This window comes from Streptomyces sp. NPDC045701, from assembly GCF_056432045.1.
Window position 1 is genome coordinate 408,853 of record NZ_JBWKJV010000002.1, and the last position, 12,731, is coordinate 421,583.

At 67.7% G+C, this 12,731-nt stretch carries 12 protein-coding genes; 5 read left to right on the forward strand and 7 right to left on the reverse strand.

The window, feature by feature from the left end; all coding sequences use genetic code 11:
* Positions 1-82: 82 nt before the first annotated feature.
* On the reverse strand, positions 83-775 hold the full coding sequence (locus AC07DW_RS04020) for a YidC/Oxa1 family membrane protein insertase (protein WP_478856031.1): 693 nt from the start codon (positions 773-775) through the stop codon (positions 83-85).
* Between the two features lie 90 nt (positions 776-865).
* Positions 866-1,174, reverse strand: a complete 309-nt coding sequence (locus tag AC07DW_RS04025; RefSeq protein WP_478856032.1) for a DUF6412 domain-containing protein — start codon at positions 1,172-1,174, stop codon at positions 866-868.
* 385 nt (positions 1,175-1,559) lie between these two features.
* Between AC07DW_RS04025 and AC07DW_RS04030 the strand changes: the two genes are divergently transcribed.
* The 4 genes from AC07DW_RS04030 to AC07DW_RS04045 all read left to right on the forward strand — a co-directional run bounded on the left by AC07DW_RS04030 (position 1,560) and on the right by AC07DW_RS04045 (position 4,783).
* Positions 1,560-2,573, forward strand: coding sequence for an SEC-C metal-binding domain-containing protein (locus tag AC07DW_RS04030; RefSeq protein ID WP_478856033.1), 1,014 nt, complete (start codon positions 1,560-1,562; stop codon positions 2,571-2,573).
* A 134-nt stretch (positions 2,574-2,707) separates the two neighbouring features.
* Complete coding sequence (locus tag AC07DW_RS04035; protein WP_478856034.1) at positions 2,708-3,187, forward strand: excalibur calcium-binding domain-containing protein; 480 nt, start codon at positions 2,708-2,710, stop codon at positions 3,185-3,187.
* Between the two features lie 121 nt (positions 3,188-3,308).
* Complete coding sequence (locus AC07DW_RS04040; RefSeq protein ID WP_478856035.1) at positions 3,309-4,286, forward strand: NaeI family type II restriction endonuclease; 978 nt, start codon at positions 3,309-3,311, stop codon at positions 4,284-4,286.
* Positions 4,287-4,309: 23 nt separating this feature from the next.
* Positions 4,310-4,783, forward strand: a complete 474-nt coding sequence (locus AC07DW_RS04045) for a very short patch repair endonuclease (RefSeq protein WP_478856036.1) — start codon at positions 4,310-4,312, stop codon at positions 4,781-4,783.
* Here the strand turns inward: AC07DW_RS04045 and AC07DW_RS04050 are convergent.
* From AC07DW_RS04050 to AC07DW_RS04070, 5 genes are all read right to left on the reverse strand, one after another.
* Entirely contained in the window at positions 4,694-5,935 is a 1,242-nt protein-coding gene (locus AC07DW_RS04050; protein ID WP_478856037.1) for a DNA cytosine methyltransferase, read from the reverse strand. The genes AC07DW_RS04045 and AC07DW_RS04050 overlap by 90 nt on opposite strands.
* Before the next feature lie 252 nt (positions 5,936-6,187).
* Positions 6,188-6,892 (reverse strand): protein NO VEIN domain-containing protein, encoded by a 705-nt coding sequence (locus AC07DW_RS04055; protein ID WP_478856038.1) that lies wholly within the window; start codon positions 6,890-6,892, stop codon positions 6,188-6,190.
* A 43-nt stretch (positions 6,893-6,935) separates the two neighbouring features.
* Positions 6,936-8,765: a DEAD/DEAH box helicase gene (locus AC07DW_RS04060; RefSeq protein WP_478856039.1), complete on the reverse strand. Its 1,830-nt coding sequence runs from the start codon at positions 8,763-8,765 to the stop codon at positions 6,936-6,938.
* Positions 8,762-10,177: a transcriptional regulator gene (locus AC07DW_RS04065; RefSeq protein WP_478856040.1), complete on the reverse strand. Its 1,416-nt coding sequence runs from the start codon at positions 10,175-10,177 to the stop codon at positions 8,762-8,764. Before AC07DW_RS04065 ends, AC07DW_RS04060 begins: the two co-directional genes overlap by 4 nt.
* A 98-nt stretch (positions 10,178-10,275) precedes the next feature.
* Positions 10,276-10,959, reverse strand: a complete 684-nt coding sequence (locus AC07DW_RS04070) for a hypothetical protein (RefSeq protein WP_478856054.1) — start codon at positions 10,957-10,959, stop codon at positions 10,276-10,278.
* A gap of 754 nt (positions 10,960-11,713) precedes the next feature.
* Between AC07DW_RS04070 and AC07DW_RS04075 the strand changes: the two genes are divergently transcribed.
* On the forward strand, positions 11,714-12,007 hold the full coding sequence (locus AC07DW_RS04075; protein WP_478856041.1) for a hypothetical protein: 294 nt from the start codon (positions 11,714-11,716) through the stop codon (positions 12,005-12,007).
* Positions 12,008-12,731: the final 724 nt, after the last annotated feature.

The following is a 12,731-nucleotide window of genomic DNA, read 5'->3' on the forward strand; positions in this document are numbered from 1 at the left end:
AGGTAGGCCCCGGCCGATGGGGTGCGGCCATCGGAGGATTGGCCGATCCTCCAAGACATCGGTTCACCCCGCAAGACCCCGTTCACACCGTGGACGGCTCGCGGTACAGGTACGCGCGCTCGGCGGCGGTCCACGCCGTGCTCGTGACGACGTAGAGCGCGGCGGCGAGCGGCACCACGGCGACGGTGATGAGCGTCGCGAAGGACAGCAGCGGCATCACCTTGCCCAGCCCGGCGCCCGGGCCTCCGGCCATCCCCTCGCCGAGCTCCGTCAGCTGCCCCCGGGTGCGCCGGTAGGTGTACGTGGCGACGGCGGCGACGATCGTGAACAGCGCCAGGTACACCAGCCCGGCCTCCCCGAGGACGCCGCCGTGCCCGAGGGCGTCCGCCCAGCGCCCGCCGAGGGGCGCGGCGAGCAGGGTGTGTCCGGTCATGCTCCCGCCGGAGAAGAGGTGGTACATCAGGAGGAAGGCGGGCGCCTGGAGCAGGCTCGGCAGGCACCCGGCCAGCGGTGAAACCTGCTCCTGGGCGTGCAGCTCCAGCACCGCCCGCCGCAACCGCTCGGGGTCCTTGGCGTGCTTCCCGCGCAGCTCGGCCACCTGGGGCGCGAGCCTCGTCCGCGCCTTCTGGCCGCGTGCGGCGGCCCGGGACAGCGGGTGCACGGCGAGCCGCACGCAGAGGGTGAACACGACGATGGCGGCGGCGGTGGCGGAGCCGTGGAACAGGGGCTGGAGCAGGCCGGCGAGCTGCTCGACCAGCGAGGCGAAAACGGACATGGGAAGGAGCCCTCCGAGGGTCTCGTCGTACCGGAGAAGTGGATCTCGGCGTGACGGAACCGCGAGGAGGACCCGGAGTGCGGTGAGCCCCTACGCGGCCGTCGGAAGGAGACGGCCGGGCGCTCGGGGACGCCGCCGCCCGGCGGCGTCCGGGTCGCGCTGGGGCAGGAACGCGGTGCGGTGCTCGCGGTCGCGGATGGCCGTGCGCACCCGGGTCGGTGGTACGGCGGGCACGCAGCGCGCGGCGACGACCGCGCAGGCGACCAGCTCGGAGCCGACGGCGGCGAGCGCCACGGCCGCGGAGAGGGCGCCGCCCTCGGCGTACACACCCTCGGAGAAGAGGAACACCAGGAAGCCGAGCAGACCGCACGGCACCAGCCGCGCGACGAGACCACTCATAGCCGCCCCCTCCTCTCTCCCGTGGACGCGGGCACGCCGCCGCAGGGTTCCCCGCGCGACGGCCCGGTGGCAGAACTGTACTCGGGGGCGTTCGCGAGGCGGGGTGCCGATCTCGGCCATGTATGTGAACGCCCCGGCCCGGCGGCGCCCGTCCCGGCGGCGCCCGTCCCGGCGGCGCCCGTCCCGGCGGCGTCCGGCCCGGGGGGACGACGAGCGGCGGCGTCCCGCCGGCGGCCCGCACCCCGGGGCGGCCGCCCCGTCGCGTCACCCGCGCCGCCGCCGTACCGCCGCCGTACCACCACCGGCGGCCGTCCGCGCGCGGTGGCACGGCAGGTGCTCGCCCGTCGACCCACCGGACCCGCCGCACAGCAGTACGGTGTCACCCATGCGCCCCGACACGCCTGCCGATCACATCACCGAAGCCGAGCGTCTGCTGCGCACCGCGGCGCAGTACCCCGAGGACCGCGAACCGCTGCTCCTCCGGGCGGCCGCCCACCTGGAGCTGGCCGGCGCCCGCACGCGCGCGACGACGCTGTACGACGACCTCCTGGCCGCGACGCCGCCTCCGGAGAACCCGCAGCTGGTCAAGGCCCTGAAGGCGGCCAACCTGTGGGAGTACGGCCATGAGGCCGAGGCCCGGGTCATCATCGACGGCATCCGCGCGACGCCCCCGTCGGACGCCGCCGCCTGGGAGATCGTCGCCGAGACACTGGAGGCCCACGACGAGCTGGAGGCCGGCGAGGCCGTCTTCTCCACCGCCGTCACCGCCCTGCTCCCCTCCCCCGACGACGAGGTGCCGTACCCCTCGCAGTCCCTCCTCATGGGCCGCCACCGCGTGCGCCGCCTGCTGGGGCTGCGCCACGACGACTGGGACGTCCTGGCCGACCGCCTCCACACCGGCTCCGTGCCGCTCGACGAGCTGCACGACCCCAAGCGCCTGTGGTCCCTCGGCTCCTCCGACCCGGCGGAACTCCAGGCGGAGATCGCCCGCCTGCGCAGCGAGCTCGGCTCCTACCGCACGGCCCTGTCCCGCCCCTTCCCGGTGGCGGTGCTGCTCTGGCCGGCCGACGAGCTGACCGAGCTGCTCGCGGCCTACCCGGAGCTGGAGTCGGAGTACCCCACGCACGAGGCCCACCTCACCGACCTGGAGGCCTCCCTGCGCGAGCTCTCCGCCGCGGGCACCCCGAACCTGGGCATCGTCCAGGGCACGGTCCCCTCGTACGAGGCGTTCGCCGCCTCCGAGTCGACCTCCCCCTCCAACGCGGCCCTGCTCCCGCAGTACGCCACCACCCTCGCCGCCCGCGGCCGCGCCACCCCCTGGCCCCCGTCCCGCACCTCCCCCTGCTGGTGCGGCTCGGGCACGAAGTACGGCGACTGCCACGGCACGGCGAAGATCTGACCCTCCGGAATTTGGAGCGTTTCCCTCCTCGTCACCGGACCCGTGCAGTATTTTCACCATCAACTACTGCCGTCGACTGGCGCCCTGTTCCCCCACGCAGTCCCAGTCCCTGTGTGCGAGGGAGAACTGCGCCCATGACCAACTCCTACCAGCAGCCGTCCGCCGCCCGCCCCCTGTACCGCATGAAGCGCGTCTGGGCGGGCGGCCTGCTGCTCCTGATGATCGGCACGGGCTGCGGGGCCATGGGCTCCGAGGACACCTCCACCCCCACCACCAAGGCCGCCCCCGCCGCCACCGTCACCACCACGGCCACCGCGACGGTCGCCGCCACCCCCACGGCGGCCCCGGCCCCGGCCCCCACGGTCACCGTCACCGCAACCGTCACGGCGACGGCCACGGTCACCCGCCAGGCCCCCGCGGCGGCCAACAACGACGACGCGACCACCACCGACTCGGACACCGAATCCGACTCCAACTCCGGTGGCGGAAACGTCTACTACGCCAACTGCGCCGCCGCCCGCGCCGCCGGCGCCGCCCCCGTCCACCGCGGCGACCCCGGCTACGCCAGCCACCTCGACCGCGACAACGACGGCGTGGGCTGCGACGCCGGCTAAGGAGGGCCAGCCCCCGGCGGACCACACCCAGCAGGCAGAGCACGGTCCCGAGGCGGGAACTGCGGGCTCGCTCCATGAAGTCATGAGTAGTACTGCTTCATACCTTCCCCAAGGAGCCGCGTTGACCCTGTTTGACATCCCGGGCCCCACGCCCGGCGTCTGTGACGATCCTGAACTGATGTTGGTGCATCAGCACTTCACGACGCTGGACCCTTCGGGCGACCGGTTCGCGAAGGTCCTGCGTCACACCATCGATCAACTCCTGGACGGAGAGAACACCGGTCGATTCGACTGGGACGATCTTCACAAGACCGAGAAAACACACGCGGGCACACTCGTCGAGATCAACCTGCTGCGCGAGCCGGAGTTCAAGCTCGCCAGCGGCGAGGACCTGGATTACTTGATCGAGGGCATAGAAGTTGACTGCAAGTTCTCACAGACCGAATACGGTTGGATGATCCCACCGGAGGCCCTCGGGGAGATTTGCCTTGTCGTCTGGGCCGACGACCGTATGGGCCTGTGGAGCGCCGGACTCCTGCGTGCCGACCGCGAGAAACTCACAACAAGCGGAAATGTCACAAAACGGGGCAACCGAGACGGGAAGTTCCGACTGACCAAGCAGCACCACTCGATGGTCACTTGGCTCTGGCATCGCAAACCCCTGAAGGAGAACCTCCTGCTACACATGGATCCTTTTCTGCGGGCCAAGATTTTAGCCCAGCCTTCTGGCCAGAAGAAGGTCAACGAACTGTTCCGGCGCGCACTTCGGCGACAGATTGACCGGAATGTTGTGAGAACGCTGGCACGGCAGTATGACTACATGGCTCGCGTGCGGGATGACAAACAGAAGACGCGCGCTAGGCCCGCGCTGCGAGAAGAGGGCATCATCATCGCTGGCGATTCAACAAATCACCGGGCTGTTGCGGCGGCCCTCGGAGGCCCCATACCGGAGAAGGGCGAGTTTGTCAGCTTCCGGGTTGCGCGCGCGAAGCCGCATCATGGAACTCGGCCGGTCGCCGAAATCGAAGGCGAACTTTGGGTGGCCGTTCGGGATGATGAGACGACAGACACTCCTGGACCAAAGCTTCCTTCCCGCTAACGGCACCACCGAGGCAGAACCTGATGTCAGAAGACTGGCAACCCCCTACCGGCTCATGGGCGTCATCAGCCGCACGGCGCCGCAATATGCAGGCGATTCGCAGCCGGGACACAAAACCGGAACGGGTGCTGCGCCGACTGCTGCACGCCCAGGGGCTGCGGTACCGCGTAGCCGCCCAGCCCCTGCCCGACCTAAGGCGAACCGCAGACATCGTCTTCCGTCCGACGAAAGTGGCCGTGTTCATCGACGGCTGCTATTGGCATGGCTGCCCGGAGCACTACGTCCCGCCAAGAACCAATCCCGGCTACTGGTCAGGCAAGGTCGCGGGCAATATAGCCCGCGACCGTGACACAGACCGCCGGCTCACCGAAGCTGGCTGGACGGTGCTGCGGTTCTGGGAGCACGAATCAGCTGAGGAGTGCGCGAGCACTGTTCTCCGCGTCGTCCTCGATCGTCGGAAGCGCCTGCTGGAGCGGAAGCTCCGGCGCAACGAGTGACGGGTCATCCTCGGGCTCGAAGTCAGGACTGGGGTCATCGAGCAGCGGTCCGGTGCGCGTCAGGGCTTCCCTGATGCACTCTCCCACCGCGGCGGCCACGGGCGGCGGGAAGGCGTTACCCACCTGCCGGTACCGGGCCGTTTTGCCGCCTCCAGCGAACTCCCACTCCTCTGGAAAGCCCTGGATGAGGGCTGCCTGCGCTACCGTGAGCTTCGGACCGCGGTTGGCCTTCGGATTCCCGAGGTCGCGGTCGGGGTCGATCATCTGGTCTTCGTCGTTGGCGACGCCCATGGCGTCGACACCCAGTGCCGCCCAGGCCTTCTTCGCCCGCGTAGGGCCAAGATCCGCTCCGCCATGCTTTTTGGAGCCACCTACGAGAGTGGGCGCCACGCTGCCCAGCGCGGCGTGCTCCTCCCACCGCTGGAAGCGGTCGGAGTCCTTACCCAACCGCCGCTCCATGGAGGGCCTCAGCTTTTCCAGAACGGTCGTGATCTTTCCCTTGGGCTCTGGCCAGTCAAAGCCCCGGTACTCGTCCCTACGGATGGCGACCAGGATCGCCCGTGGCCGCAGCTGAGGCACGCCGAAGTCGCGCGCCTCAAGAACCCTCCAGCCGCAGATCACGTAGCCGGACTTCCGCAGCCGGTTCTTGATGTGATTGCGGTAGTAGAGAAACTTCCTGCCTGGCTCGACGAGCCCGCGTACGTTCTCGATCATGACTGCCCGCGGCTTGAGCTGCTCGACCAGGTCCAGCATGCGGGGAAAGAGGTCACGCTCATCATCCCGGCCGAGTTGCTTGCCGGCGGCGGAGAACGGCGGGCAGGGCACGCCACCCGCCAGCAGATCAAGCTGGCCGGGCTTGAGCGGCTCACCTTCACCGGTGCCGTCGCCCGTGGTCCCCGGGTCCTCAGCCGGTACGACCACTTCGTCCAGCGGATGGAACTCCTTCACGTCCGCCTCCCGGATGAGGCAGTGCTCCCGCTCCCAGGCCCACTCCGGCCGCTTTTCGATGTTGTGCCTCAGCGTCGCCGCGGCATGCTTGTCGATCTCGACAAGGGCGAGGTGACGGAAGCCGGCCTGATGGAGACCCACCGCTTGGCCACCGGCTCCCGCGCAGATCTCAATTGAGGTCAGGCGGCGATCGGCGGTTGCCATGGGCTCCTCCAGGGGCGGTGTTAACAGACACGCAAGTGTCGCATCCCGCACTGACATCAGGCACACAGCGAGCCGTGCGTCACGCCACGCTACCCTCCCCAGCAGAGCCCGGGACCCCTTTCCGAATCCTCAACCCCGCTGCCAGCCGCGCCCTGCGCGTACATCTACCTGTGCCACAACCCGCACCACAAGATCACTCCGGCCGGACGCCTCTCCCGGACACCGTGGCGGCACTCCCTCACGCGGGCCAGGTCACACACCCGCTGCCGACCACCCCCAGACCGGGCGGTGCGGCGCCGCCTCTCCGGGTACCAGCCAGCTGTCACGGCGTCCCGCGATACCGTGCCTCAGCGCCCTTGCCGGGACACGGAAGCGAGCGGATTGCCAGTCGGCACTCTGGTGCCCGTCCTGCGGGGCGGTACAACGAAGCCAGTCCCGGCTGACGGTCACCACGTTCAGTGCGCTGCCGTCCTCTCCAAGCAACACCGCTGCCATGACCCACTGCGCGTCCTTACACATCACGTCGTACTCATGCCGGCTGAGGTGGACAACGAGACGGGTCGGATCGGTCGTCGTCTTCACCTCGATGTGCGCGGCTTCTCCGCTCACCGTGTCCACGGCCGCGATGTCGTACCCGTACGCGTCCGAGAGCGCGGCGACATGGCTCACACCAGCCGCCCCGCAGTCACGTAACAACCGGAGGACCGCGAGCTCACCTGCGGTGCCTATTTCCCGGCGAGCCTCCTGTGCGGCCGGATCCCAGAGAACCCCAGGCATGGCCGCCGTTCCCGGTTCATCAAGATCGCACTCTCTGACGTGTACGACAGGCTGGTCTGCACCGGTGAGGAGACCGGCCCGGCGCAGCCACACCAGACCTTCGCCGTACTGGACCGGCGTCAGGTCGGCGTAGTCCGGATGATGGGTGAACAGGGCTCTCACCCTGCTGACCTCTGACACTCGCAGGTGCTCCAGCCACCGGAGCGCCGCCCGCCGGGTGCCTTCACCGGGATACACGGGAGTCCAGATGGCGAAGCAGGGCACGCACGTCCGCCATATCCATCCCCGCTGCCAGGGACGGCTCTTCCTCGAGGTCCGCCAGCTGTTGCACCGAGGGGTCGTCCAGAATCCGCCCCATAAATTCCAGTTTCTCCTCCAGACGGAGGGCCACGACGTCGTCAATGGTTCCCTCTGCCGCAAGGACGGTCACGCGAGTGTCCGTCCCCGGAGCGAGCCCTAGACGGTGAATGCGGTCGAGACTCTGGAGAAAGCGTCCTGCCATGAAGTCACGGTCGACATAGACGGCGTCATGGCACACGTGGTGGAGGCTGATCCCCTCGCCCAGGGTGGCCGGGTTGGACAGGAGCACATGACAGTCTGAGTCCTCCCGAAATCGTCGGATTTGCTCTTCCCTGTCGGCGCTCCCGCCGTGGACCACAGCAGGCTGGTAGGCGGCGAACAGACGCTCCATGGTCGTAAGACTGCGCACAAAAGTCGTCCATACGAGCGTTTTGCGTCCCACAGCGGCGTTCTCGGCCACGATACTGAGTGCCTCTTTATACTTGGGCGACAACTCATAACTGGGCAGGTCCTGGAGCAAGGCGTAAAGCGAGTCCGACTGGGGAACAGCGAGCGGTGGCACGCGGTAGTCCAGCGGCGCGTACCTGCTCTCACCCTCCACGAGAAGTGCGGGGCTTGTCGCGGCCATGAGCAGTCGCAGCATCGCCTTGCCAAGGGCGTCGAAGTCCGCCCGTGAGGCCTCAGCGCGGGCGGTATAGCGTCCGACGAGCGCGTCGTACAGCTCCCGGTGCAGCGGTTCCAACGCGACGTGGCGAATCCGAGTTTCAAAGGGTGGCAGCCCGAGCTCCCGCTTCGTGGTCCGCGTGAACAGAGGCCGCAGGACACTGCTGGCATAGGCGAGATCACCTCCGGCAACCGCCTGCGTCACAACGCGACGCCCGTGTCCAGGCCAGACGAAAGACAGCAAGTTTTCGAGGTCCCGCGCACCGTTTGGAGCTGGAGTACCCGTGAGGATGAGACGTCGGCGGGAAAGCGGGCCGAGCGCCATGCACGCACTGCCGTAGATCCCCTGAGCGCCGAGCTTCATGCGGTGGGCCTCGTCCAGAATAAGCATGGACGGAGCAGCCCTGAGCCAGGCGGCGAGGGCGCCGAGGGACCGGTCCAGCCGTTCGTAATTGACGATCAAAAGCTCGGCAGCGGGATCCGGGCTCCCGCCCATCACCCTGGCGGCGAGGGGCTCCCTGAAGCACACCTGGTTCTCGTACAGCCATGACTCATAAGCCGACTTGGGGCTGACTACGAGCAACCTGTGTACCTCGCCGCGGGCTCGCATCGCCGCGAACAGAGCCAGTCCTACGCGCGTCTTGCCGGCACCCGGCACGGAGAAGTTGGCTCCGTGCCGCATCGACAGCAGATGCGCGATGTCCCGTCGCTGGAAGTCCGTGAGGCCCGCGCTCCAGCCGCCCCCAAGGAGCCCGCGGACGCTGTCCGGGTCAACAGGACCGGAGGCGTCCGGCTCCCGGAGACGGCTCTGCGCCGCTTCGGCATCGTCCAGAACGCCGCCGACGAGGGTCGCGAGTTCGTCTTCCCAGCTGACTGACTCCGCGTGTGGCCAGCTGCCCAGCGCTTCGAGGCCGGTGAGGAACTCATCAAGGTCCACTTCGGCGGAGAGGAGCGTGCGCTGCCCCGCTGCCGGGTAGTAGCCAGCGAGTCTGGCGAAGTCCGCCTCGAGCCCAGGGGCTGCCCGCAGCACTGCTCTGGTGCGGGTAACGTCGAACGAGATACGCAGAGACGGTTGTCCGGTGACAGTCACGCGTCCTCCTGCCTGACCGCCTCCAGCAGCCACGACACCCCGTCGCCGGGGGCGTTGATGCTGCGAGCGGACTCATGGGCGAGCTTGCCGAGCGTGGCGCGGAGATTCACGACGGCTTCGTCAAAAGCCTCTTCGTCCAAGCTGCGGGAGGCCCTGGCCAGGACAAGGTCAGTAACACATTGCTCAATGTCCTGGCAGGCGTCAGCAAGCCGGTCAGGGGCGGCTTGCTTGCGCTTCCGGACTCGCGCATCCTTGCCTGCTGGCTGCAGGGCGGACTCATGGGCGTCTTCGGCCGCCGCGATGATCTGCGACGCGGCGGTACCGCGCTCCGAAAGGTTTCCCTCCTCGGCCGATTCCACAGCCTTGGCACGAAGGATCATGTCGGTGAGAGCCTTGGCTTCGGCCACCTGCGGCGCGGCCGATGTCACCGAACGGTTGAGACCGGGAATCGCCACTGCTGACGGTGAGTTCACCACCGTCTTCAGCTCTTCCGGTAGACGCTGGTTCAGGTAGCGGATCCTGAAGTCGGGCTCAATGAGCCGGACATCCGTCTTGGAGAAGTTGAGCACGATCGCAACCAGCCGCATCTCTTTGAGAAGTTCGGCGTTGTCACGGCTGGCCGCCGCTTCCTTGACATACCGGCGGTGAAGCTCCCTCAGCTTCTCCTGCTGCTTCTCGAAGTCGAGCAGCCGGAGCTCCGTACCGCCCTCCCGGGACCTCTCGATAAGGTCCCGGAGGCAGGACAGGATCCACAGATCCTGCTCACAGGTAGTGACCCGGATGTGAAAGTCCCTCGCGATATCCGTCAGCTGCTTACCCATGAGTTGCTGCTCCTCGATGGCGAGGAGCCGGTTGATGTACGAGTAGTCACGCCGCCTGTCAGGCCGGAGCTGCAGCGACAGCTCAACGGCGTTGATGTCATCCCAAGTGCAGGACTCAGGCAGCACGCCCACCCGCATATTGGCGACACCAAGCTCCTTGAGCGCGGCACGCCGGGTGTTTCCGTTGACGAGGATTCCGTCCCGGGTGATAAGTCCCGGCTCGTTCTGCTTAAAGTCACGCAGGCTGTCCTTAAGGGCGTCGAAATCGGGGTCTCGCTTCGACGGGTCAGCCGGCTGCGCCTGCAACAGGTAATGGAGGTAGTCCTGGCCCTCCGGCCGCCACGCATCCTCATCCAGCAGCAAATCACGCTGCGGGTCGTGGCTGCGCTGCGCCCTGATCCGGTGCGTACCCGGGTTGTAGTACAGCGAGTCCACGGGCATGTCGATGACCTCGACGCTCAACGGCTGCGTGCGCCACTCGATGGTCAGCGTCTCGGGGACTCCCTTGCCGCTGGTGGCTTCCTTAAGGCGCTGCTCAACGAGCGTGCGGTTCTCTGCGGCTAGCGGAGGACGGCCGAAATCCTTACTCACAAGGTGCTCCTGCTTAGGACATATGACGTATGAATGAAGGGCCCGCCACGGAGGCCGGTGATGCGCCGGCCTCCGTGTGAACGCGGGTACTGATGAGATCAGCCGGCCGACGGTGCGAGAACCTTACGCACCTGTGCCCGCGACTCCGCAGGAAGCGTCCGGTAGTCAGCCCAGAGCCGCTCTACCGCGCTGAACTCGCGCCTGTCGTAGGCGACCCAGGCGGCGAGCATCTTGCGCTCAAGGCTGCCGAGGCCGGCGACCGCAGACAGAACGACGGCCAGGTCCGTGGGCTTCCCGCGGCCGCCGACCCGGCAACGGTTGCACTCCGTCACCAGCTCCGTCCGCTCACTGCCGTCCGGCTGCTTCACCAGACGCCGGGCGATGTCCAGTTGCGCCGTCTCGTACGTGCCGGCGTAGGTCTCACCCGGCGTGATTCCGCACGAACGACAGAAGTGCCCGTCCTTCGCCAGCACCTCACGACGCTGCGTCTGCGTAATGGACGTACTGGGCCGCGACCCCTTGCCCGGCTCCCAGACAGCCTCGCCGGGCCGCACGAACCGCTGCTCGTGCTGGCCGAGGGAGGCGTCCTCGCGGTTCGTGTCGATCTGCCAGCCATGGTCCCGCAGGTCCCGCACCCGGCGGTCAGCCTGGCTGACGCCCGGGAAGGCCGCCTTGACGTCCTCCTTGGTGAAGACGTTCCCCTCCCCCACCACAGTGACGAGCCAGAGCGCGGCACGCTTCATGGTGCCGAGCTTGCTGTCCGTCCACGAAGGCAGATCCATCACGTTCCCCTTACGCCAGATGCCGAATGCCAGCACTCCGGAACGGTCATGCCGTCCGGGGTGATGCAGCTCAACCATTGCCTGCGGCGCAGCGGAAATCCACCCCGGAGGGCCCGTTCGCGGCCCCGCGTACTACGCGGCAACGCGTACGTCACACCGGCCGCAGCCCCTACCGGTGCGCGTGGCATCGGAGCACAATTGATCACTCGTCAGTTGTCGTCAGGAGGGGTGTGCAATGACCGACGGACCCGGGCGCGGACGGACACGTCCCGAGTTGCCACCAGCACATGCCCAGTTCGTAACCGCCCTGGGGGAGGTCGTGAGAAGCGCAGGTCTGGCCCAGTACCGCTTAGCGGCCAAATCTGAGGTGTCACCAACGGCGCTCTCTGGCTACCTGTGTGGCCGCAGGCTTCCCCTGGCCGGGGACGCAGTTGACCGTCTCTATATCACTGCGGAAAAGCACGCCAGGTCGGCACAGCGCTCCCTGCCCTGCTCGCGCGACAGACTGCGCGAGCTCTTCCAGCTGGCACGGCTTGAGCGCTGGGAAACGAGTGTCGGCACAGCCACTGCCCGCAAGGAGTCCCCTCCCGTCGCGCCAGAGGAGCCGGCTTCCCGCCCGGTCGCTGCACGACGACGCCTCCAGCGGCGTGTCCGCATGTACGGAGCACGGCACAGGCTGCCGCACCCGATGGCACGCGCAGCGGTGCCGGTCCCCCCGCAGAAGGGGGACCGGCACCGCGCAGCCACTCGAGACGTGGTGCCGTGGGCTGCTGAGGCGGAGGAAGTCCGCCGTCATTTCGCCGAGGGCCGCGACTGGGATGCCTACCTGATGCTTAGGAACACGGCGAATACTGTGCCGGCGAACGAGTTTCCGGGCGTCGTTTCCTCCTGCCGGGCGGCGGGCCTGGAACAGGCGGTGGAGACCCTTCTCATGACGGCAGCCGAACGGGAGGTCCGGGCGGTCCTCACCATCACTGCGGCCTTGCACGAGCAGCGGCAGTACGAGGATGCCGGGGTCATGCTGACAGCAGCCAGCAGCTCCATCTGAGACGCGCCTAAGCGGCGGGCCCCACGCCGCTTCCTCACCTTGGCTTCCGGCACCATGCCCTATGGGGGCAGAGCTGTGCCACCTCCTCGGCGGACGTCCTTCCTACGTGGGGGTTCAGGTGCATCCAGCGCCCCCCTTGGCCCCTCATCGACAGGCCCCTATAGAGCTGGTGGGACGAGAACATGTCTCGGCCGGCGCTGGGCTGATGCTGGTGACCACGACAGCGTGAGGGTGCACCGCGTAGGCGACAACCAGGCGGTGTTCGCCCTCGGACCGCCAGACCTCTTGTCGGGCAGCTCCTTGAGCAACGTCCAGCATCCCTCTGCCCACGTGCTTCTTGCTGTCTTTGAGCAAACCTTCGAATTGCGCACGGGCGGTCCCTTTAGAGTAAAGGTCGCGAATCATGCAGGCCCCAACCCCTAGAGCAGCCCACCCAAAGGTGACCCGGGCACACAACTCGCCGAAATAGGCGGTTACTCGGCATTTCTGCCTCACTATGTGAATTGATCTTTCGACAACAGCGTGGGGCAGGGAGACGGGTCACCCCTCCACGGCCAGCTGCAAGCCGAGGACTGTGAAGACGCTTCGGTGTAAAGAATTGCTAGTGTCCTGCGCCGGGAATTCGTTGGATTAGTAAGCTGTCTCCATGGCGAAGATGGGGCGGCCGATGGCCGAGCTGGTGTTGTCGGAGGATGAGCGGGCGGCGCTGGTGCGCTGGTCGCGG